General features: G+C 69.3%; 20 protein-coding genes. 13 read left to right on the top strand and 7 right to left on the bottom strand.

All coding sequences use genetic code 11. The features are described from left to right. Nucleotides 1-77: 77 nt before the first annotated feature. A complete protein-coding gene (locus tag J3R73_RS30650; protein WP_307436508.1) occupies nucleotides 78-365 on the bottom strand; it encodes an aa3-type cytochrome c oxidase subunit IV in 288 nt (95 codons plus the stop codon). A 192-nt stretch (nucleotides 366-557) separates the two neighbouring features. On the opposite strand from J3R73_RS30650, the gene J3R73_RS30645 reads away from it, so the two are divergent. Together J3R73_RS30645 and J3R73_RS30640 are read left to right on the top strand one after the other, a co-directional pair. Further along, nucleotides 558-842, top strand: a complete 285-nt coding sequence (locus tag J3R73_RS30645) for a CopG family ribbon-helix-helix protein (protein WP_307436506.1) — start codon at nucleotides 558-560, stop codon at nucleotides 840-842. Nucleotides 843-845: 3 nt separating this feature from the next. After that, nucleotides 846-1,136: a type II toxin-antitoxin system RelE/ParE family toxin gene (locus J3R73_RS30640; protein ID WP_307436504.1), complete on the top strand. Its 291-nt coding sequence runs from the start codon at nucleotides 846-848 to the stop codon at nucleotides 1,134-1,136. Nucleotides 1,137-1,142: 6 nt separating this feature from the next. On the opposite strand, the gene J3R73_RS30635 is transcribed toward J3R73_RS30640, so the two are convergent. Then, nucleotides 1,143-2,678, bottom strand: coding sequence for a trimethylamine methyltransferase family protein (locus J3R73_RS30635; protein WP_307436501.1), 1,536 nt, complete (start codon nucleotides 2,676-2,678; stop codon nucleotides 1,143-1,145). Nucleotides 2,679-2,792: 114 nt separating this feature from the next. Further along, on the bottom strand, nucleotides 2,793-3,380 hold the full coding sequence (locus J3R73_RS30630) for a hypothetical protein (protein WP_307436497.1): 588 nt from the start codon (nucleotides 3,378-3,380) through the stop codon (nucleotides 2,793-2,795). 86 nt (nucleotides 3,381-3,466) lie between these two features. Here J3R73_RS30630 and leuD point away from each other — a divergent pair, with 86 nt between their 5' ends. The 5 genes from leuD (at nucleotide 3,467) to J3R73_RS30605 (ending at nucleotide 7,703) form a co-directional block, all read left to right on the top strand. After that, entirely contained in the window at nucleotides 3,467-4,072 is a 606-nt protein-coding gene (gene leuD, locus J3R73_RS30625) for a 3-isopropylmalate dehydratase small subunit (RefSeq protein ID WP_307436494.1), read from the top strand. A 257-nt stretch (nucleotides 4,073-4,329) separates the two neighbouring features. Beyond that, nucleotides 4,330-5,022: a L,D-transpeptidase gene (locus J3R73_RS30620; RefSeq protein ID WP_307436490.1), complete on the top strand. Its 693-nt coding sequence runs from the start codon at nucleotides 4,330-4,332 to the stop codon at nucleotides 5,020-5,022. A 115-nt stretch (nucleotides 5,023-5,137) separates the two neighbouring features. Continuing rightward, nucleotides 5,138-6,082, top strand: coding sequence for a zinc metalloprotease HtpX (gene htpX / locus J3R73_RS30615; protein ID WP_370880054.1), 945 nt, complete (start codon nucleotides 5,138-5,140; stop codon nucleotides 6,080-6,082). Between the two features lie 106 nt (nucleotides 6,083-6,188). Then, on the top strand, nucleotides 6,189-7,001 hold the full coding sequence (locus tag J3R73_RS30610; RefSeq protein ID WP_307437831.1) for an AraC family transcriptional regulator: 813 nt from the start codon (nucleotides 6,189-6,191) through the stop codon (nucleotides 6,999-7,001). Nucleotides 7,002-7,091: 90 nt separating this feature from the next. After that, nucleotides 7,092-7,703, top strand: a complete 612-nt coding sequence (locus J3R73_RS30605; RefSeq protein WP_307437829.1) for a LysE family translocator — start codon at nucleotides 7,092-7,094, stop codon at nucleotides 7,701-7,703. 1 nt (nucleotide 7,704) lies between these two features. On the opposite strand, the gene J3R73_RS30600 is transcribed toward J3R73_RS30605, so the two are convergent. Further along, nucleotides 7,705-9,816, bottom strand: coding sequence for a CHASE2 domain-containing protein (locus J3R73_RS30600; protein WP_307436485.1), 2,112 nt, complete (start codon nucleotides 9,814-9,816; stop codon nucleotides 7,705-7,707). Then, nucleotides 9,809-10,561 (bottom strand): Crp/Fnr family transcriptional regulator, encoded by a 753-nt coding sequence (locus tag J3R73_RS30595; protein ID WP_307436481.1) that lies wholly within the window; start codon nucleotides 10,559-10,561, stop codon nucleotides 9,809-9,811. The genes J3R73_RS30600 and J3R73_RS30595 overlap by 8 nt, the downstream gene beginning before the upstream one ends. A 192-nt stretch (nucleotides 10,562-10,753) precedes the next feature. On the opposite strand from J3R73_RS30595, the gene J3R73_RS30590 reads away from it, so the two are divergent. The 4 genes from J3R73_RS30590 to J3R73_RS30575 all read left to right on the top strand — a co-directional run bounded on the left by J3R73_RS30590 (nucleotide 10,754) and on the right by J3R73_RS30575 (nucleotide 13,253). Then, entirely contained in the window at nucleotides 10,754-11,539 is a 786-nt protein-coding gene (locus J3R73_RS30590) for a ComF family protein (protein ID WP_307436479.1), read from the top strand. A 164-nt stretch (nucleotides 11,540-11,703) separates the two neighbouring features. Next, nucleotides 11,704-11,961, top strand: coding sequence for a glutaredoxin 3 (gene grxC / locus J3R73_RS30585; RefSeq protein WP_307436477.1), 258 nt, complete (start codon nucleotides 11,704-11,706; stop codon nucleotides 11,959-11,961). Between the two features lie 15 nt (nucleotides 11,962-11,976). Next, the gene (locus J3R73_RS30580; protein ID WP_307436473.1) at nucleotides 11,977-12,819 is read left to right on the top strand and encodes a carbon-nitrogen hydrolase family protein; all 843 of its coding nucleotides are present in this window, start codon (nucleotides 11,977-11,979) and stop codon (nucleotides 12,817-12,819) included. Beyond that, nucleotides 12,816-13,253, top strand: a complete 438-nt coding sequence (locus J3R73_RS30575; RefSeq protein WP_307436472.1) for a DUF1178 family protein — start codon at nucleotides 12,816-12,818, stop codon at nucleotides 13,251-13,253. Before J3R73_RS30580 ends, J3R73_RS30575 begins: the two co-directional genes overlap by 4 nt. Nucleotides 13,254-13,299: 46 nt before the next feature. On the opposite strand, the gene J3R73_RS30570 is transcribed toward J3R73_RS30575, so the two are convergent. Next, nucleotides 13,300-14,760 (bottom strand): aminotransferase-like domain-containing protein, encoded by a 1,461-nt coding sequence (locus J3R73_RS30570; RefSeq protein WP_307436468.1) that lies wholly within the window; start codon nucleotides 14,758-14,760, stop codon nucleotides 13,300-13,302. A gap of 64 nt (nucleotides 14,761-14,824) precedes the next feature. Here J3R73_RS30570 and J3R73_RS30565 point away from each other — a divergent pair, with 64 nt between their 5' ends. After that, entirely contained in the window at nucleotides 14,825-15,985 is a 1,161-nt protein-coding gene (locus J3R73_RS30565) for an MFS transporter (RefSeq protein ID WP_307436465.1), read from the top strand. 72 nt (nucleotides 15,986-16,057) lie between these two features. Here J3R73_RS30565 and ubiG read toward each other — a convergent pair whose 3' ends face one another. Then, nucleotides 16,058-16,855, bottom strand: a complete 798-nt coding sequence (gene ubiG, locus J3R73_RS30560) for a bifunctional 2-polyprenyl-6-hydroxyphenol methylase/3-demethylubiquinol 3-O-methyltransferase UbiG (protein ID WP_307436462.1) — start codon at nucleotides 16,853-16,855, stop codon at nucleotides 16,058-16,060. Between the two features lie 210 nt (nucleotides 16,856-17,065). On the opposite strand from ubiG, the gene J3R73_RS30555 reads away from it, so the two are divergent. Beyond that, nucleotides 17,066-21,892, top strand: coding sequence for an NAD-glutamate dehydrogenase (locus J3R73_RS30555; protein WP_307436459.1), 4,827 nt, complete (start codon nucleotides 17,066-17,068; stop codon nucleotides 21,890-21,892). The last annotated feature ends 19 nt before the right edge of the window (nucleotides 21,893-21,911 follow it).

Genomic DNA, 21,911 nt, shown 5'->3' with positions numbered 1-21,911 from the left:
ACCGGAAGGCATCTTCCGGTGGCGGGACGATCATGGTGGCGGCCGGAGCGGATCATGCTCCTCGCCGCCGCACGCCTTCAATGCGTGAGCAGGAGCAGTGCCAGCAGGTCCAGCACCAGAATGGCGGCCCCGGGCCTCCAGCCCCAGCTCCGCACGGCCATGCCCGCGACGGACGCGATGGTTCCGAGGATGAGCAGGAACGAGGAGAGCCCCCAATGGGCCGTCGTGCCGCCGATGGCGAGGGAGGCGACGACGCCCAGCACCCATGCGGTGCCGATCGAGGCGATGCGCAGGAAACCGTCATACGTCCCGACATGAGCGGAAAAATCGTGCGAGGTCATCGCCTCATGATGTGCTTCGGCCATCTTCATCCCCAAACGCAGAATGCTAGGCCTTTAGCGCGAAGCGCCGCACCGCGCAATGCGGCGAATTTGTGCCGGGATCGCTGCATCGAACCGCAGCGAGCCCGGCAGATACGGGCCTGCCGAGCCTGCAGGCGTGGCTTTGACAAAGAAGGACGTCTCACTACAATGCACTACATCATATGTGGGGACATCATGCCGACACTGCCCTTTTCTCTCCGGCTCGATCCGTCCGTCAGGGAACGTCTGGACCGAGAGGCGCGGCGTCTCGATCGCTCGTCCTCCTGGCTCGCGACCAGAGCGATCGAGATCTTCCTGGATGCCCGCGATGCCAAGAGGCGGGCCATCGAAGCTGCCGTGGCGGAGGCGGAAAACGGCGAATTCATCTCGAGCGAGGCGATGGGGCGGTGGATGGATTCCTGGGATACGGACCATGAATTGCCAGCGCCGGAGGTCGACATCCATCCGCACCGCAGCTGACGGATGAAGATCGTCTATCTCGCCGGCACCACGGCCGACATCGCGTGGATGCGGAACTACTATGCCCACGTCTTCCCCGAAGGCCGGAAACGGGCCAGGGAACACTTCAAGGCAGCCGAGGCCCTTCTTTCGGAAACCCCGCTCATCGGCCGCACGACCGCCGTTCCCGAGGTCAGGGAACTGGTCATTCCCAGAACGCCGTTCTCTTTCCTCTACAGGGTGCGGCCTGAACGAATCGAGATTCTGCGCATCTGGGATGGCCGGGCCGATCGACCCCCGAAATTCGGCGAATAGACCACCTCAGTACCAGGCGTCCGGCATCGAGGCCTTGCGCTCGGCCACGAAGGCGTCCAGCGCCTCGCGCCTGTCCTGCGCCAGAGGCGGCGCCTCATAGGCGCCGAGCATCGCCTTCCATTTGCGGTTGGCACGGCTGACGATGTCGAGGCTGCCCTCCTCCGTCCACTGCTCGAAGGAATTGTTGTCGGACAGCGGGAAGTCGTAGAACGCCATCTCATAGTTGCGCATCGTATGCGCCGAGCCGAGGAAATGGCGGCCCGGTCCCACCTCGCGGAAGCCGTCGAGGGCGAAGGCGTTCTCGTCGACGGGCATGCCGGCCGCGAAAGTGTGGAACGCCCCGAGCTGGTCGGCGTCCATCACGAATTTCTCGTAGGACATGGCGAGGGCGCCCTCGGCCCAGCCGGCGGCATGCAGGATGAAATGGGCGCCGGCCAGGAAGGCCGGCCACATCGAATTGGCGCTCTCATAGGCGGCCTGCGCGTCCGGGATCTTCGAGGCGCACAGATTGCCGCCGCAGCGCAGGGGCACGCCGAGCCGGCGCGCCAGTTGCCCGATCGCGAGGTAGCCGAGCGCCGGCTCCGGCGTCCCGAAGGTCGGCGCGCCCGACTTCAGCGACATCGAGGACAGGAAATTGCCGAGGATCGCCGGGGCGCCGGGCCGCTCCAGCTGCGTCAGCGCCACGCACATCATCGCCTCGGCGAAGCATTGCGCCAGCGCGCCCGCCGTCGTCACCGGCCCCATCGCCCCGCCGAGGATGAAGGGCACGCACACCGCTGCCTGGTTGGCGCGGGCATAGGTGCGGATGACGCGCGAGGCCTCGCCGTCGAGCACGAGCGGCGAATTGGTGTTGACGTTGCCGAGGATGACGCAGTTGGCGTCGACGAAATCGGCCCCGAACAGCACGCGGCACATCTCGATCGAATCGGCGGCACGCGGGGCGGTGGTGACCGAGCCCATGAAGCCCTTGTCGGACAGCGTCATATGGGCGAGCACCATGTCGAGATGGCGCTTGTTGACCGGCACGTCCACCGGCTCGCACACCGTGCCGCCGGAATGATGGAGCCAGGGCGTCATATAGGCGAGCCGGACGAAATTGCGGAAGTCGTCCAGCGTGCCGTAGCGCCGGCCGCGATCACTGTCGGTCACGAAGGGCGAGCCATAGGCGGGCGAGAAGACGGTGCTGTCGCCGCCGATCACCACCGAGCGGTCCGGGTTGCGGGCATGTTGCACGAAGCTCGCCGGGCAGGAGCGCCGGATGATGTGGCGGACGAGCCCCCGCGGCGGCCGGATGCGGCAGCCCTCGACGGCCGCACCGGCGTGCCTGAACAGCTCGACCGCCTCCTGGTCGCCCCTGATCTCGAAGCCGACTTCCTCGAGGATGCGGTCGGCATGGTCCTCGACCAGCACCAGGGCCTCTTCGGACAGGAGCTCGTAGGGCGGGATCCGCCGGGTGATGTAGGCGGGCGCCGCCGGCCCGCTCCGCACCCCGCGCCGGCCCGACCGCGCGCGCCGCACTTCCGTGACTGCTTCCGTCGCCATCGTCCATTTCCTCCCGGGGATCGCATCGATGCTAGCGGGCCGGGGGCGGCGGAAAGACGGAAACCGGACGCCGGCTGTCGCGAATGCGACGCGCCATGGTTCGGGCGGGCCGCTTCAGTGAACCGGCGTGATGATGGTGACCGTATGGTCGAGCGACAGCCGCCGGATGGCGAGCTCGGCGTCGAGGACATTGTCGATGCCGGTCAGGATGGTCTCGGCTTCGTCGCCACGGGCCTCGTGGCGGATCTCCAGCGTCCCGAAGCCGCGCTCGGCGCTCTTGCGCTCCACGCCGAGGATGGCCCGCGCCGGCAGCGCCTCGGCGGCGCCGGTCCTGACCGACAGCATCAGCAGGCGCCGGTCGGTGATGAGCAGCACGCTGTCCTGCGCCCGCCGATAGGCGGCCCAGGGTGCCAGCACGAGATAGAGGCCGAGCAGGAAGGCCGGCAGCGCCACCGAACCGAAGAGCAGCGGCAGGATCAGCGAGGCGCCGCCGGTCGCCGCCTGCCAGACCGCGTGGAAGCAGACCCAGGCGATGGGAGCGCTCAGCCCGGCGATCAGGGCGCCCGCGGCGAGAGTCGGCATGGCGCCGCGCGCCGCCTCGCGGGGATCGGGACTGGTGACGAAGACGATCGGCTCCGCCGGCGCCAGAACCCTGACGACCGCACGCCTCCCCGCTTCATTGAGCCGCAACAAACCCGACATGGTCCTATCCAAATTGCTTGTCGACACGGGCGTCAAGCCATAAAAGACGCGGTGATGCTTATTTTGAGCGAAACGGTTTGAAGACGATGGACAAGTTTACCACGCTGACCGGCGTTGCCGCGCCGCTGGATATCACGAACGTAGACACGGACATGATCATCCCGAAGCAATATCTCAAGACCATCAAGCGCACGGGGCTGGGCGCGGGCTTGTTTTCGGAAATGCGCTTCAACGACGACGGCAGCGAGAACCCCGACTTCGTCCTCAACAAGCCGGCCTATCGCCACGCCAAGATCCTGGTGGCGGGGGATAATTTCGGCTGCGGCTCCTCACGCGAGCACGCTCCCTGGGCCCTGCTCGACTTCGGCATACGCTGCGTGATCTCCACCTCCTTCGCCGACATCTTCTACAACAACTGCTTCAACAACGGCATCCTGCCGGTTGTGGTCTCGGAATCCGATCTCGAGAAATTGCTGGACGACGCCCGCCGCGGCGCCAATGCGACGCTCACGGTCGATCTGGAGGCCCAGGAGATCCACGGCCCCGACGGCGGCACCGTCAAGTTCGACATCGATCCGGCCCGCAAGAACAAGCTCCTCAAGGGCCTCGACGATATCGGCGAGACCATGGAGCGGACGCCCCACATCGCCAGCTTCGAGCGGAAGACGGCCGCCACGCGTCCCTGGATCTGAGGCGATTTTCTCCGTCCTCTCCACGTAACGGACCGCCTCGCCGGCCGGCGAGGGCGGGTCCCGATCGGGGCGCCGGGGAGGCCCGGGCGGGCCTTCGCCGAGGCCCTCTCCGGCGGAGCCCGGCGGGCGGCTTCCCCATCGTCAATTTCTTTCGGCAACGGCGTCGCGCATAATAAACTTTTAACCATGAACGCCGTTATATCCATGCCGTGATTTTGCCTCATATCGATATTGATCCCGGCTTGGAAAGGTCTCTGATGCCCGTTTTGTCCCGCCGTCTGTTCGTCTTCGGCGCACCTCTCTTCCTTGCCGGCTGTGCCTCCTCCGGGCGCCTCGCCTCCAATGCCTTCTTCGACGGCTTCGGCGGCAGCGACTATGATTATCGCCGCATCTATGCCGCCAGCGAGGACAACGGGTTTCCCGTTCCCGCCATCGATCTCAGCAAGATCAACCCGCAGTTCTACCGCCGCGAGGTCTCCGATCCGACGGGCGAGGCGCCGGGCACCATCGTCGTCGATCCCGACAATCATTTCCTCTACCATGTGCATGAGGACGGCATGGCCACGCGCTACGGCGTCGGCGTCGGCCGCGAAGGCTTCGGCTGGCACGGCAAGGCCACCATCCGCCGCAAGGCGGTCTGGCCGACCTGGACGCCGCCGGCCGACATGGTGAGGCGCGATTCCGAGGCGGCCAAATATGCCGGCGGCATGCCGGGCGGCCCGGGCAACCCGCTGGGCGCGCGGGCGATGTATCTCTTCCAGGGCAACCGCGACACGCTCTACCGCCTCCACGGCACCATCGATCCCTCCTCGATCGGCAAGTCGATGTCGAGCGGCTGCATCCGGCTCCTCAACCAGGACATCATGGACCTGTTCGAACACACGCCCGTCGGCACCCATGTGGTGGTGCTGCCGTCCAGCGGCGCCGTGGACGACGAAGCCGCGATGTGAGCGGGGCGGCCGCCCTTCCTCCTTCCGGGAGATGACGAAAGCTTCATCGAAGCGCCCCTTGCGGTGAAGCTCCCTGCATCCCGATCTTAGGTCGGGATCAAAAGGGGGTTTCCCGATGTCTTATATCCGCACGGCCATCCTGCTTGCCGGCATGACGGCCTTGTTCATGGTGGTCGGCCTGCTCATCGGCGGCAGGGGCGGCATGATGATCGCGCTCCTCGTCGCCATCGCCACCAACCTCTTCGCCTATTGGCGCTCCGGCGACATGGTGCTCTCGCTGTATGGCGCACGCGAGGTCGATGCCCGCAGTGAGCCCGGCCTCTATCAATTGACCGCGGACCTCGCCCGCAAGGCCGGGCTGCCCATGCCGCGGCTCTACGTCATCGACAGCCCCCAGCCCAACGCCTTCGCCACCGGCCGCGACCCGGCCCATGCCGCCGTCGCCGTCAACACCGGCCTCGTCCAGGCGCTGTCGCGCGAGGAGATCGCCGGCGTCATCGCCCACGAGCTTTCCCATATCAAGCACCGCGACACGCTGCTGATGACGGTGACGGCGACGCTCGCCGGCGCCATCGCCATGCTCGCCAATTTCGGCCTGTTCTTCTCCGGCAACCGCAACAGCAACTCGCTCGGCCCGATCGGCAGCATCCTCCTCGCCGTCCTCGCCCCGATCGCCGCGATGGTCGTGCAGATGGCGATCTCCCGGTCGCGCGAATACGAGGCCGACCGGCTCGGCGCCGAGATCAGCGGCAACCCGCTCGCGCTCGCCTCGGCGCTCGCCAAGATCCAGAATGCCGCGCACAGCGTGCCGAACGAGGAGGCCGAGGCCAATCCGGCCACGGCGCACATGTTCATCATCAACCCGCTGTCCGGCCTGCGCATGGACAATCTGTTCTCGACCCATCCCGACACGGCCAACCGCATCGCGGCCCTTCAGGCGATCGCGCAGCGCATGGGTGTTCCCCCGCGCCGGCGCGGCGGCTTCGTCGAAGGCGTCAATCTCGACGACCTCGGCCATCGCCGGCCGCCGGGCGGGCCCTTCGGCGGCCCCTGGGGCTGAGTGGCGAGGCGGCGGACGGCAGAGGCCCTTGACGCCGGCTTCCCCCGCGGGCTTTCCTGCCGGACGGGAGGCGGCGTCCGGGCCGCGCAATCCGGGAGAGTGGATGGTGGCGTCGGCTGAATTCAGCATGCTGCGATGCGGCCTTGCCGGCGTCGGTGCCGTCGAGGCCGAGACACGCCACGTCTTTCCCCGGCACTGGCACGAGCAATACGGCATCGGCGTCATCCATCGCGGGGCGCAGAGATCCTGGAGCGGCCGGGGCATGGTCGAGGCGGGCGCCGGCGACGTGATCACGGTCAATCCAGGCGAGGTGCATGACGGCATGCCGGTCGGCGACGGCGCCAGGGCCTGGACCATGCTCTATGTCGATCCGGCGCTGATCGGGGCGCTCGCCGCCGATCTCAGCGAGGGGCGGACCGCCTTCTACGAATGGTCCTCGCCGGTGATCAGCGACGGCGCGGCGGCGCTGCGCTTCCGCAGGGCCTTCGCAGGCCTGACCGGAGGCGACGGCGAAAGTCCGGCGAGCCACGGCGAGGAGCTGCTGCTGGCCCTGCTCGGCGCCGTCCCCCACGAGCACAGCGGCTTCGACGGCGCGAGGGCGCCGGAATCGGCCATTCGCCGGGCAAGGCAGCGCATCGACGACGAGCCGCTGGCCGCGGTCACGCTGGCGGAGCTGGCGCGGGACTGCGGGCTCAGCCGGTTCCAGCTCCTGCGCGGCTTCGCCAGGGCGACCGGGCTGACGCCCCACGCCTATCTGGTGCAGCGGCGGATCGATCTCGCCCGCCGGCTGATCGCTGCCGGCGAGGGCCTCGCCGAAGCGGCCGCGGCCAGCGGTTTCGCCGACCAGAGCCACATGACGCGGACCTTCGTGCGCCGATACGGCCTGTCTCCCGGCCGCTATGCCGGCGCCCTGGCCTGACCCGGATTTCCGCCCCGCCTGCAATCGCGTTCAAGACGGGAGGCCATCGACCTGCTTGGCTCATGCCCCGCGATCCCGGAGAGCATGGCCTTGACCCCCGAATTCCTCCTCACCTGCCTCATCGTCGTCGTCTCGCCGGGAACCGGCGTCGTCTATACGCTGGCAGCCGGGCTGTCGCGCGGCGCCCGCGCCAGCATCGTGGCGGCCCTCGGCTGCACGCTCGGCATCATCCCGCACATGGCGGCGGCGATCCTCGGCCTGGCGGCGATCCTCCACGCCAGCGCCCTCGCCTTCCAGGCCTTCAAGTTCGCCGGGGTCGCCTACCTTCTCTACATGGCCTGGCGCACCCTCGGCGAAAGAGGCCCGCTCGACGTCGAGGCCGGTGCCGGCGAGCGCACCGCGTCGCAGGTGATGGCGGGCGCCGTGCTGGTCAATCTCCTCAATCCCAAGCTGTCGATCTTCTTCCTGGCCTTCCTGCCGCAATTCATCCAGGCCGACGATCCTCATCCCCTCGGCCGGGCGCTTCTCCTCGGCGGCATCTTCATGGCGATGACCCTCGTCGTCTTCGTCGGCTACGGCCTGTTCGCCGCCTCGATCCGCCGGCATGTCGTCTCGCGCCCGGGCGTGCTGCGATGGCTGCGGCTGACCTTCGCGGGCGCCTTCGTCGCGCTCGGCGCACGGCTGGCGCTGGCCGGCCGATAGATCAGCGCGGCGGCTCCGCCGTCCCGAGCGTCCTCACCCAATAGGCGGTGGCCGGATCCTCCGGCCATCGGCAGGCGAGGTCGCGGAAGAGGCAGAGCGCCCTCGTCCGGTCCTCTGCCATCGCCGCATAGGCGGCATGGTAGAGGCTGCGCCGTTCAGCGGTCGCATCGTCCGGCCACGGACTGAAGACGGCGGTGCCCGCGGCGCGACCGCGCAGCGTGACGGTGCCGAGCGGGCGCAGGCGCTCCTGATCGCCGATGGCGGCGGCGGCGCGCGCCCCGAGGCAGATCGTCGTGCCGAACTGCTTGTTGATCGCCTCCAGCCGCGCCGCCGAGTTCACCGCGTCGCCATGGGCGGTGTAGTCGAGATGGCCGAGGCCGCCGACATCGCCGACGATCACCGGCCCGGTCTCGAAGCCGATGCGGGTGCGCCCGAAGCCGAGCGCCCTGGCGTCCTCCCGCAGGCGGAATTCGGCGGTGAAGCGGCCGATCTCCACGGCGCAGTCGAGGGCGGCGCGCGCATGGCCGGCGAGGTCGAGCGGCGCGTTGAAGAGCCCGTGCACCGCATCGCCGACGATCTTGTCGACCATGCCGCCATGGCGGATGACGATGGCGCAGACGCCCTCGAAATAGGCGTCGAGCGCCCCCACCAGCGTGCGGGGCTCGGCGCTTTCCGACATGGTGGTGAAGCCCTCGATATCGGAGAACAGCGCCGTGACCTCCCGCAATTCTCCCTCGATCTTGAGTTCCTCCGGCGCGGCGGCCAGCCGCCTGACGATCTCCGGCGACAAATAGCGCCCGAATTTGCGCTCGATCGCGTGGCGCAGCTTGCGAGTGCGGGCGAACATCACCACAAGCGCCGCGTTCGCGGCGGCGACGGCGGGGATGAGCGGCCCGACCGGATCGGCCAGCAGGCCCGCCCCGGCGAACAGGCCGACGGACAGGCCCGCCCAGGCGAGGACGAGGCCGAGCAGCGCCGCGATGGCGAGGAGCGGGCCGAGCCATAGGGCGGCGCCGAGGGCGGCGAGGCCGAGCGCCGCCGCCGCGAGCGGCTCGGCGATGGCGGGATGGGGGATGCGTTGCGGCAGGTCGCCCGACCGCAGCCCCTCGATCGCCTCGGCATGGACCTGCACCGTCGGGGTGAGCGGATCGGCGGCGGTGGCGAGCAGGGCGCCGGCCTCCGGCGCGCTGGTGCCGACCAGCACGATGCGGCCGCGCAGGCGATCCGGCGCCACCTTGCCGTCCAGCACGTCGCTCGCCGGGAGCGTGCGCGCCGCCCAGCTCGCCGGCGGGGTGAAATGCAGGCGCATGGAGGCGCCCTCCCGCAGCGGCACGGCACGGTCGCCGACCGAGACGGTCTCCCCGCCGCGCTCCAGCACGAAGGCCGAGGCCTGCTCGGCATCGCGGAAGACCTCCATGGCGAAACCGGCATAGATCTCCCTGCCGCCGCGCACGAAGACCGGGACGCTGCGCACCCGGGCGCCGCCCGGGCCGGCGGAAAGGGACAGCGCGCCGACGGCCACGGCGCCGTCGACGAGGCCGGGCAGCGGCGCGTCGATGCCGTCGGCCTCCTGCGACAGAGGCCGCTGCGCCGGCACGCCGCCCATCGACAGGATCGGCGCGGCAAAGGGAGCGGCGTCCTTGCCGTCCTGGTCGAGCAGCAGGCCGAGCACGACGTCCGACCGGGCGATCACCTCGCCGAGATATTTGTCGTCGTCCGGCAGGCTGTCGGCGACGGCGTCTAGATCGCTGCGGCCCGTGGTGCGCGCGAGCATCCTCAGCAGCGGCGCCGGCGCGCGTCGGTCCGGGCCGTCGAGCAGGATGTCGATGCCGATCACCGAGGGATGCGCCTGCTGAAGCTTGGCAAGGAGATCGGCGAGAGCCGCGCGCCGCCAGGGCCACGCCCCCTTGGCCGCCAGGCTCGCCCGGTCGATGTCGACCACCACCACGCCGCCGGGCTGCCGCCGTGCGGGGACATGCGCCTCGACGAGATCGAACGCCGCTTCCCGCAGCGCGCGCGCCAGTCCGCCGGGATCGAACACGAGGAAGCCGATGCCGAGCGAGAAGGCGGCGAGCCCCGTGGCGATCGCCGGCCTGAAGGCGGGATCAGCCACGCGCGGCGTCCCGCCCGTCCGGCGGCGCCCGTTCCTCCGGCGTGTCGGCCTCGCCGTCCATCTGCGCGAGCCGCCGAAGGGCGGCGATGTCGCAATGGATGATGGCGCCGCGCCGCTCGATCGCACGGCTCTCCTCGAAGGCGGCCAGCAGGCGGTTGATCTTGGGCCGGCTGGCCCCGACGAAGCTGGCGATGGCGCTCTGGGAGATGGTGAGGGGCGCGCTGCGGGCCCCGTCGGCGCGGGTGCGGCCATGGCGCCTCACATGCCAAAGCAGGAACCGGGCCAGCCGGGCCTCCAGCGGATAGAGCGCGATCGATTCGAGCTGGTCGGTGGTGTCGCGCAGCCGGGAGCACAAGACCTGCAGGATCGGCATCTGCAGCGCCGGCCTTGCGGCGAGCAGGCGGGCGAACGGCGTCCGGCCGACGAAGCCGGCGGTCACCGGGCCGATCGCCATGGCGTCGGCGGTTCGCCGCCCGCCGTCGAGCACCGCGATCTCGCCGATGACGTCGCCGGCCTCGGCCTCGCGCAGGATGAGTTCGCGCCCTTCCGCCGACACGATCGACAGGCGGATGCATCCCTGCATCAGGATCAGCATGCCTTCGCCGGGCGCCCCGCGCGAAAAGATCGTTTCGCCGTCGCGGAAGCGCTGCTCGACGGCGAGCCCGGCCACGGCGTCGATGTCCTCGGGGCTCGCCCCGGCGAAGAGGTCAAGGCGGGCGATGGCGGTACGGAGGGGGACGGACATCGAGGGAAAGTTCCGGTCTGGTGGATGCCAGGATGCAGGCGGCACTATGGCGTCGTCGGGCGGCGGCGGCAAATCGGACACGCTTGGGACACAGGTCCGAAGCCGCCGCCGCGCGGCGTCGGCGCGAGCGGGTGCCTTGCGTCGGTCCATAGGACGGACAGCGTTTCTCCAGCGTGACAGGAGCGCGGAATCTTGCCAGTCTGGGCCATGTCCGGTGCGGCCCGCCTCCCTCCTTCCGCCTTGTCGCTGCTGGCCCGGGCCGGCAGCCGGCTCATCGACGTCGTGCTGCCGCCGCGCTGTCTCGCCTGCCAGGCCTCGACCGCCTCGCATGCCGGCCTCTGCGTCGCCTGCTGGCAGAAGCTTTCGCTGATCGAGCGCCCCTTCTGCGAAAGGCTCGGCATCCCCTTCGTGTACGACCACGGCGACGGCATGGTCTGCGCGCAGGCGATCGCCAATCCGCCCGCCTATGGCAAGGCCCGCGCCGCGGCGCGCTACGAGGGCGTGGCGATCGACCTCGTCCATCGTCTCAAATATGGCGACCGCGTCGACATTGCGCCGTTCATGGGCCGGCTGATGGCGCAGGCCGGCCGCGACATCCTCGCCGGGGCCGACATGCTGATTCCCGTACCGCTGCACCGCCTGAGGCTGTGGCGCCGGCGCTTCAACCAGGCGGCGCTGCTCGCCCGCGAGGTCTCGCGCCGCTCGGGCGTCGCCTATGAGCCCCTGCTCCTCACCCGCCCGCGGCGGACCGCGCACCAGGTCGGCCTCAGCCGCAACGAGCGCGCCCGCAACGTGCAGGGCGCCTTCGCCGTGCCGCAGGCGAACCGGCCCGCCATCGCCGGCAGGCATATCGTGCTCGTCGACGACGTGCTCACCTCCGGCGCGACGAGCGAGGCCGCCGCGCGGGCCCTGCTGCGCGCCGGCGCCGCCCAGGTCGACATCCTCGTCTTTGCCCGCGTGGCCACGCCGATCGAGTAGGGAACGCCGGCCTGCCACGCCTCGGCGGATCGGTTGCGACGATCTGATCCGCGCTCTGCCGCCGCCTCGATCCTTGTGGCGCCGCCATATCCGCCTATAATGATTGAATCTTGCCGGTCGCCTTCCCATGTTTCGGGCAGGTTCTTCGATTTTGGAATGATGGCATGCCGCCCGTTGTGATCTACACCAAATCCTGGTGCCCCTATTGCAGGGACGCCAAGTCGCTCCTCGACAAAAAGGGCGTCCCGTTCCAGGAAATCGACGTCGACGGCAAGCCGGATCTGCAGGCGGCGATGAGCGTCAAGGCGCATGGCCGCCGCAGCGTGCCGCAGATCTTCATCGGCGAAACCCATGTCGGCGGCTGCGACGACCTGTATGATCTCGACGCGGCAGGCAAGCTCGACGATCTCCTCGCGGCCTGAACCAGGATTGATGCCATGCGCTTCAAAGCTGCCGTCCTCCAGATGCGCTCCGGCCTCGTGCCGTCCGAGAATGTCGCGACCGTCGCCGCCGCCGCCCGCGAGGCGAAGGCGGCCGGGGCCGACTATCTGCAGACGCCGGAGATGACCACCGTCGTCAACCGCGACCGGGCGGCGATGATGGCGGTGATCGGCGATGACGCCTCCAATCCCGAGCTCGACGCCTTCCGCGCCATCGCCCGCGACAACGCCATTCACCTCCATATCGGCTCGATGGCGGTGCGGGTCGGCGACAAGGCCGCCAACCGCGCCTTCGTCATCGATCCCGCGGGCGAGGTCGTCGCCGTCTACGACAAGATCCATTTGTTCGACGTCGACCTGGCGGGCGGCGAGAGCTGGCGCGAATCCAATGCCTATGTCGGCGGTTCCAACGCGGTCGCGGTCGACCTGCCCTTCGCCCGGCTCGGCATCGCCATCTGCTACGATGTCCGCTTTCCGCAATTGTTCCGCGCCTATGGCGATGCCGGCGCCGACGTGATCACCGCGCCCGCCTGCTTCACGCGGCAGACCGGCGAGGCGCATTGGCATGTGCTGCAGCGCGCCCGCGCCATCGAGAACGGCGCCTGGATGATTTCCGCCGCGCAGGTCGGCCATCACGACGACGGCCGCGACACCTATGGCCACTCCGTCATCGTCGATCCCTGGGGCCGCGTCGTCGCCGATGCCGGCGAGGCGCTGGGCCTCATCTACGCCGAGGTCGACGTCCACGCCGTCGCCGCCACCCGCGGCAAGATTCCCAATCTCCGCAATGCCCGGCCTTTCACGGTGACGACGCAACCGGCGCTGAGGGCTGCCGAGTGATCCGTTTTTCGTTGGTCTGCGATCAGGGTCACGCGTTCGAAAGCTGGTTCCGGGACGGGGCATCCTTCGACGAGCAGGCCGAGCGCGGCCTGCTGAGCTGCCCCACCTGTTCCTCGTCCAAGATCGCCAAGGCGATCATGGCGCCGCAGGTGGCGCGCAAGGACCGCGAGGTTCCCGAGCCGCAGAAGCCGGTCGCCCTGGTTTCGCCGGAGGAGGCGACGGTTCGCCTGAAGATCCGCGAGCTGCGCGCCATGCTGACGGAACATTCGGACTATGTCGGCGAGGACTTCGCCGAGCAGGCGCGCAGGATGCACGAGGGCGAGATCAAGCACCGCTCGATCTATGGCGAGGCCAAGTCGGACGACGTGCGCGGCCTGATCGACGACGGCATCGAGGTCTATCCGCTGCCCAACCTTCCCGACGACCTGAACTGAGGCAGCGGCGGGCAAGCCCAGACAAAACTCCGGATATCTGCGGCAGCTACATTCCTTGCCGGATAACCGGCCCGAGCCGCCTCGCCCCTTCGCGAAGACAGGCGGGCGCGGCTGCGAATGTCAGCCGCAGGAACGAGCCTTCGGGGTCAGCCGGGAACCATGCACGACCAGCGCTGACGATGACGCCCTCCCGGGCCATGTCGGCCGCGAGCGCGCTATCCGAGATGTGATCCGGCAGCCGCAGCCAGAGATGCATGCCGCCGTCCGGCACCTGGAACGTGACGCGATCCCCCAGCTCGATGCGCAATGCGCCGACAAGGGCATCCCGGCGCTCCATCAAGGCCGCCCGCGCCGCACCGAGATGCCGCTTCCAGCCCGGTGCGGAGACAACCGCCAGGGCAGCCGCCTGCAAGGGGCCGGAAACGAAGAAGTCGTCGCTGCCGCGCGCCGCCTTGAGACGGGCGCAGGCAGCCCCGCGTGCGATGATGGCCGCGACCCTCAATCCCGGCGCGGCCGACTTGGCGAGGGAACGGATATAGACGACGTGCCCGTGCCGATCGCCAGCGGCGAGCGGCGCGGGAGCCGTGCCCGCCAGATCGAGATCGCGCGCCCAGTCGTCCTCGATGATGAAGGCCCGCGCCTCTGCCGCGATGTCTAGAACGGCGGCGCGCCGCTCTGCCGACAGGACGGTGCCGGACGGATTTGAAAAGGTCGGCTGACTATAGAAGACGCGTGCTCCGGTCTGCCGGAAGGCATCCGCCAGCAGGTCCGGCCGGACACCCTGATCGTCCATCGCCACGGGGACCAGCTCGAGGCCTGCCGCGCGGGCGGCCGAAATGGCCCCCGTATAGGTCGGCGTCTCCATGAGGACCGGGCGCCCGGGCGAGACGAGCGCGCGCAAGGTCGTGGCGATGGCGGCCTGTCCACCGCTGCAGATGATGACGTCATGGGGCGAGAACACGCCGCCGTCGCCCACCTGGTGCGCGAACCATGCCCGCAAAGGCTCCATGCCCTCGATCGGCAGGCGGTCCCAAAGTTCGGCCCGCCCGGCGGCCTGGCGCAGCGCCGTCGCCAGCAGGCCGGAAGCCTGAAGGTCCGGCGGCAGGTAACCCCTGCTCAGGATCAGGCTTTCGGGCGGCGGCACGGTCAACAGAGTGCCCATCGGCCCACCGTCGGCGCGCGCGGCCCCGAGCGCGATCGACTGCCAGGAGAAATCGCACCCTTCGGTCGCGCTTTCCGGCGGCTGACGGACGAAGGTGCCCTGACCGGGGCGGGGCTCGATCAGGCCCTCGCCAACCAGCCGGGCGAAGGCGCGCTCCACCGTCGCAGGACTGACGCGATGGTTTTGGACGAGGGTGCGCACCGATGGAAGGCGGGTGCCCGGCCGGGCGGACGCCACCGCATCCCGCAGCGATTGAATAACGGCTGGAAGTCTGTTATCTCTTTTCATGAATAAAATGGATAACACTTCCCATCCAAGGACGGAAACGCTTTCGAAGCCCGTCACGGCCGATACAGCCCCCGACATGCTGGCCGACAGACTGCCGGCCAGCCTCTTTACGCCCTATCTCATGACCGGCGTCGCGCTTGCCATGGCCTATGGTTCGAGCTTCCTGTTGTCCGACGCTTTGAGCGCGGCGGGTCATGCGGCATCGACGGCGGGCGCCGTCATCAGCGTTGGAACGGTCGCAACGCTCGTCGGCTCGCTGTTCGCGGGGCGCCTGGCCGAGCGGACCGGCATCCTGCCATTGGTGGCCGCCTCCGCGTCGATCATGGCGATCGCGATGGCCTGCTTCGCCATGATCGGAACCGGCGGGCTGCCGCTCGCCTATGCCGGCGGCCTTTCGCTGGGCCTCGGCTGGGCGATCTTCTACATGCTGGCACCGATCCAGCTCATCCATTGCCTCAAGCCGTCCGCGCGCCTGGAAGCGCTGACCCTCCTGTCGGGCTCGCAGATGCTCGGCATCGGCATGTCCGCGCCTCTCGGCCATGCCATCGCCGACCATTTCGGCGGTCCCGCCAAAGCCTATGCCTTCTATGCTTGCGTCTGTGCCCTGGTGGCGGCGTTCTCCCTCCTGATCCGCAGGCGTATGGCCGACCAGCCGCAGCTGCCGATGCGGGCGGTCGCCCTGACGGTGCCGGCGACCCTGTCCATCCTGCGGGCGAGGACGGTCGCGCCGGTGATCATGATAGGGATCGCCGCCTGCACCTTCGCGGGTCTCTCGACGTTCCAGAGCCTCTATGCCGGTTCGCGCGGACTGGCACCCGATATCTTTTTCCTGACTTTCACCGTCACCACGGTCGCGTTGCGCTTCTCCGTCGCGTCGATGATAGGCAGGATTCCTCTCGGGCGGCTGGGCCTCGCGCTCTTCATCGCGACACTCCTCGGCATCGGGCTTCTTCTCATCAACGCGGGCAGCTCGATCCTGTACGTCGTGGCCACCATTCTCTTCGCGACTGGCTACGGCCTCACCTATTCGACCCTGAATGCCATGGTCGTGAACCTGGCCGGCGAATGTGGACTGTCCGTCCCAGTCGCGTCGCAAGTGTTTACGCTCGGCTATTTCATCGGGTTGTTCGGTTTTCCCTATTTCGCCGGCAGCCTGATCGCCGCCTATGGAATCGACAGCGCGCTCATCGCGATGGCAGGGCTGGTTGCGGCCAACATCGCGAGTCTCGGCTGGAGCCTGCGGAAAGCAAACACGGAAAGCACGCACCCAAATCGATCCTGACCGCTGCTCGTCCCGCCGATCGTCCGGACAGGACAATCGCGCCCGTCCCCTGCCCGGGTGCCGGGGGCGCCGTCAGGAAGAGCGGGGCGGATATGCGCGCTCCGGGTCGGCCGCGAAGACCATCATGTAATTGACGTCGAGATCCCGCGACAGCCGCCATTCGTCCAGCAGCGGATTATAGGCCACGCCCGTGCGGTCGGCTTCCGCCAGGCCGGTCTGCGCCAGCGCCTCGGCGATCTCCTCGGGGGTGACGAACTTGTTCCAGTCATGCGTGCCGCGCGGCAGCCAGCGCAGCACGCGCTCGGCGCCGAGAATGGCGAGGGCGTAGGCTTTCATGGTGCGGTTGAGGGTGGAAACGAAGAGGAGCCCACCCGGCTTGACCAGGCCGGCACAGCTGCGCAGGAACGGCGCGGGGGCGGCGACGTGCTCGACGATCTCCATCGCCAGCACCACGTCATAGCGCTCGTCGCCGGCCGCCAGTTCCTCCGACGTCGCCAGGCGATAATCGACGGCGAGCCCCGCCTCGGCCGCGTGCCGCCGCGCCGCCTCGATGTTCGCCGGCGCCGCGTCGATGCCGACCACGCCGGCGCCGAGCCGGGCCAGCGGCTCGCTGAGCAGGCCGGCGCCGCAGCCGATGTCGACGAGGCTGAGGCCCGCGAGCCCCTTGAGCGCCGTGGCCGACAGGCCGAAATGCGCGGCGATGCGGTCCCGGACGTAGCGCAGGCGCAGCGGATTGAGCCGGTGCAGCGCCTTCATGCTGCCATGCGGGTTCCACCAGTCCGCAGCCATGGCATCGAAGCGTCCGACTTCGCCCGGATCGACCGAGGAGCCTTGCGGACCGGCCGCCCGGCCCGGCTGCGCTGTCGTCATCTGCCCGTCCTTTCGATGCTCGTACCGGGAGGATGTATATCTCCTGTCCCGTTGCCGCAATTTTCTTCTCGTCGCACGCCTCTGCGCCGTCGATTTTCGAGGTTCGCCCGCGAGTGGTCAAAATTTAGGCTATGGTCGGGCCTGTCGACGGACCGCGAACGGTCCACGGTGCGGCACGACGGCGTGGCGCGGTGACGATCGGAGGACAGCATGGCATGGCGTGACGACGAAGCACGGGCGGCCATGATCCGGAAGGCGGCCGGAAGCATGCAGCCGGGCGGCGCGCCGGCGGCCTTCGCCGAGCTCCTCTTCGGGCACACGGCACTGGAGGACCTCGCCGGCCATGACGCCGCCTCGCTGGCCCTGCTGGCCGAGCAGGCCTGGGACCATGTGCAGCGCCACCGGCCGGGCAGTGCCGACATCCGCGTCGTCAACCCCGCCATGCCGGACGGGCGCGAGATCTCCGTGGTCGAGATCCTCAACGACAACATGCCCTTCCTGTTCGATTCCACGCTGGCGGAGCTGTCCGAGCGGGGCATCGAGGTCAAGCTCGTCGCCCACCCCGTCCTCGCGGTCGAACGCGACGGCGAGGGCCGGCTGCTGCGCTTCCTCGGCGAGGCCCTGCCCGAGGGCAGCGCGGGCGAGCGCGAGAGCCTGATCCATCTGCATATCGCGCGGATCGACGCCGAGGCCGACCGCGAGAGGCTGATCGCCGGCCTGAGGGAAACGCTCGCCGACGTCCGTGCCTGCGTCGCCGACTGGCGCGCCATGCGCGACCGCGTCGAGCAGGCGATCGAGACGTTCCGCTCCAGCCCGCCGCCGCTGCCGATCGACGAGATCGCCGAGGCCAACCAGCTCCTGCAATGGCTGTGCGCCGACAATTTCACGTTTCTCGGCATGCGCGAATATCATTTTTCCGCCGATGCCGACGCGGCCGGGCCGGTCGAGGCCGTCGAGGGCTCCGGCCTCGGCATCCTGCGCGATCCCGGCGTGAAGATCCTGCGCCGCGGCGCCGAACTGGTGGTGATGACGCCGGAAATCCGCGAATTCATGCGCGAGCCGACCATCCTCATCGTCACCAAGGCCAATGTGAAGAGCCGCGTGCACCGGCGCGTCTTCATGGACTATGTCGGCGTGAAGCTCTACGCCGCCGACGGACGCCTGCGCGGCGAGCTGCGCATCGTCGGGCTCTTCACTTCGACGGCCTATACGCGCTCGGTCCGCCAGATCCCCTATGTCCGCCACAAGATCGCGCAGGTGCTGAAGCGGGCCGGCCTCGACCCCGAGGGCCATTCGGGCAAGGCGATCCTCCACATCCTCGAGGAATATCCGCGCGACGAGCTGGTCCAGGTCGATGCCGGCACGCTCTACGACTTCGCCATGGAAATCCTCATGCTCTATGAGCGGCCCCGCGTCAGGGCGCTGGTGCGCCCCGACCGGTTCGACCGCTTCGTCTCCGTCCTCGTCTTTCTTCCGCGCGAGAAATATGACAGCACCGTCCGCGCCCGCATCGGCGCCTATCTGGCGCAGGCCTATAAGGGACAGCTGACGAGTTCCCATGCGGCCTTCCCGGAAGGGCCGCTCACCCGCGTGCACTACATCATCGGGCGCTATGAGGGGGAGACCCCGGTCGTCGAGCGGGCGGCCCTGGAAGCGGCGATCGGCGCCATCGCCGCCAGCTGGGGAGACCGGCTCAAGGCGGCGCTCGCCGGCACCACCGACGGCATGCGCGCCCGCCTGCTCGGCAACCGCTATGCCGCCGCCTTCAGCGGCGCCTATGCGGAAGCCTTCGGCATCGCCCAGGCGATCGCCGATATCGCCGTCGTCGAGAAGCTGACGCCGGCCCGGCCGGTGGCGATTTCGGTCTACAGGCTCGACGGCGACGAGGACAAGACCCGCCTCGGCCTCAGGGTCTTCTCCCGCAACGCGCCGCTGTCCCTGTCCTACCGCGTTCCGGTGATCGAGAATCACGGCCTTCGCGTCGTCAACGAACGGACCTACCATATCGTGCCCGACGCCGTTCCCGCGCCCGCGCCGGTCTGGCTGCACGACATGACGATCGAGACGGCCGACGGCCTGGCCGTCGCGATCAGCCGCGATTTCAGCCACCGCTTCGAGGCCTCGATCATGGCCGTGGTCGGCGACCGCGCCGAGTCCGACGGCTACAACGCCCTCATCCTGCGCACGGCGCTGGGCTGGCGCGAGATCGCGACCATCCGGGCCTATTCGCGCTATCTGCGCCAGATCCGGGCGCCGTTCAGCCAGGACTATATGTGGGAGACCCTGCGCCGGAACGCGGCGATCACCGCCAGCCTGGTGGCGCTGTTCAAGGCGCGCCTCGACCCGCGTCCCGCCGTCAGCGAGGCCGAACGGGCCGCCGGCGAGGCTGCGCTCGTCGCCGGCATCGAGGAGCAGCTCGAGGCCGTCTCCTCCCTCGACGAGGACAGGATCCTGCGCTGCTTCGCCAATCTGGTGCAGGCCACCGTCAGGACCAATCTGTGGCAGGTCGGCGAGGACGGCCATCCGCGCGCCGTGATCTCCTTCAAGTTCGAGGCGCAGCGGATCGAGGACCTGCCCCAGCCGCGGCCCCTCTACGAGATCTTCGTCTATTCGCCGCGCGTCGAGGGCATCCATCTGCGCTTCGGCAAGGTCGCGCGCGGGGGCCTGCGCTGGTCGGACCGCCCGCAGGATTTCCGCACCGAGATCCTCGGCCTCGTCAAGGCGCAGCAGGTCAAGAATGCGGTGATCGTGCCGGTCGGCGCCAAGGGCGGCTTCGTGCCCAAGCGCCTGCCGCCGCCGGCGAACCGCGACGCCTGGCTGGCGGAAGGCACCGAGGCCTACCGCATCTTCGTGCGCGCCTTGCTCGAACTCACCGACAACATCGAGGGCGACGCCGTCGTCCCGCCCGACAGCACGCTCCGGCACGACGGCGACGATCCCTATCTCGTCGTCGCCGCCGACAAGGGCACCGCGACCTTCTCCGACACCGCCAATGCGCTGGCGGCGCAAAAGCGCTTCTGGCTGGACGACGCCTTCGCCTCCGGCGGCAGCCAGGGCTACGACCACAAGAAGATGGGCATCACGGCGCGCGGCGCCTGGGAGGCGGTCAAGCGCCATTTCCGCGAACTCGACATCGACATCCAGGCGACGCCGTTCAGCGTCGCCGGCGTCGGCGACATGTCGGGCGACGTGTTCGGCAACGGCATGCTGCTGTCGCGCGCCATCCGGCTCGTCGCCGCCTTCGACCACCGCGACATCTTCATCGATCCCGCGCCCGATCCGGCCGCCAGCCACGCCGAGCGCGCCCGCCTGTTCGCCCTGCCGCGATCGAGCTGGCAGGACTATGACCGCTCGCTCCTCTCCAGGGGCGGCGGCATCTTCCCGCGCACCCTGAAGGCGATTCCCCTTTCCGCCGAGATGCGGGCGCTGCTGGGCCTCGACAAGGCCGAGGCGACGCCCGTCGAGGTGATGTCGGCGATCCTGAGGGCCCGCGTCGACCTCCTGTGGTTCGGCGGCATCGGTACCTATATCCGCGCCTCCGGCGAGAGCGACGACCAGGCCGGAGACCGCGCCAACGATCCGATCCGCATCACCGGCGCCGAGGTGCGGGCGCGCGTCCTCGGCGAAGGCGCCAATCTCGGCGTCACCCAGCGCGGGCGCACCGAAGCCGCGCAGAAGGGCGTCCGCCTCAACACCGACGCCATCGACAATTCGGCCGGCGTCAACACCTCGGACGTCGAGGTCAACCTCAAGATCGCCCTGGCGCGCCCGCTGCGCGACGGGCGCCTCGCCATGGCCGACCGCAACGCCCTCCTCGCCGAGATGACCGACGACGTCGGCAGGCTGGTGCTGCGCAACAATTATCTGCAGACGCTGTCGATCTCGCTGGCCGAACGCCGGGGCGTCGCCGAAACCGGGTTCCTGACCCGCCTGATGCAGGTGCTCGAACAGCGCGGCCTGCTCGACCGCGGCGTCGAATTCCTGCCCGACGACGCGGCGATCGCCGAGCGCACGCGGCGCGGCCAGGCGCTGACGCGCCCGGAACTCGCCGTCCTGCTCGCCTATGCCAAGCTCACGCTCTACAGCGCCATCCTCGCCACCGGCGTGCCGGACGATCCCTATCTCGGGCGGGAAGCGGTCGGCTATTTCCCCCACGGGATCCGGGAGCGCTTTCCCGATGCCATCGCGTTCCATCGCCTGCGCCGCGAGATCATCGCCACGACGCTCGCCAACGGCATCATCAACCGCGGCGGCCCGGCCAGCGTCATCCGCCTGATCGACGAGACCGACGCCGATGTCCCCGCCGTCGCCATGGCCTTCGCGGCCGTCGATGAATCCTACGGCATGAGCCGGCTGAACGACGCCATCGATGCGCTCGACGGCGCGATCGGCGGGCAGCTGCAGCTCGCCCTCTACGCCGCGGTGCAGGATCTGCTGCTGTCCCGCGTGGTCTGGTATGTGCGCAACGTCGACTTCAGCGTCGGCCTGGAGGCGGTGATCTCGCGGTTCCGCACCGGCATCGACGAGATCGCCGGCAGCCTCGACACGGCGCTGTCGCCGGACATGCAGGCGGCGCGGACGCGCCGCCGCCAGGAGCTGGTCGAGGGAGGCGTCCCGGCCGCGCTCGCCGCACGCCTCGCCGACCTCGACGCCCTCGGTTCGGCACCGGACATCGTGCTGGTCGCCGGACACAACAGCCGGACGATCGCCGACACCGCGGCGACCTTCTTCGCCGCCGAGGCCGATTTCCGGCTCGACCGCATCGTCGGCGCCGCGCGCACCGTTCCGGCGAACGACTATTATGAGCGGCTCGCCATCGACCGCGCCATCGACCAGATCGCCGCGGCGGAGCGGCGCCTGGCCGCCGACATGCTGGCGACGGGCCGCGCCGGGCCGGAAGCGGCGCAGGCCTGGCTCGCCGCTCATCCCGAGGCGGCGCGCATCCGCCGCACCGTCGACGAAATCGCCGCCAGCGGCCTGACGCTGGCCAAGCTGACGGTGGCGGCCAACCTGCTCGGCGATCTCGTCAAGGGATAGGACGCCATTGGCGGGCGGG

It is taken from the genome of Labrys monachus, from assembly GCF_030814655.1.
GTDB classification, from domain to species: Bacteria; Pseudomonadota; Alphaproteobacteria; order Rhizobiales; family Labraceae; genus Labrys; species Labrys monacha.
This window is presented reverse-complemented; position numbering and strand designations above follow the sequence as displayed.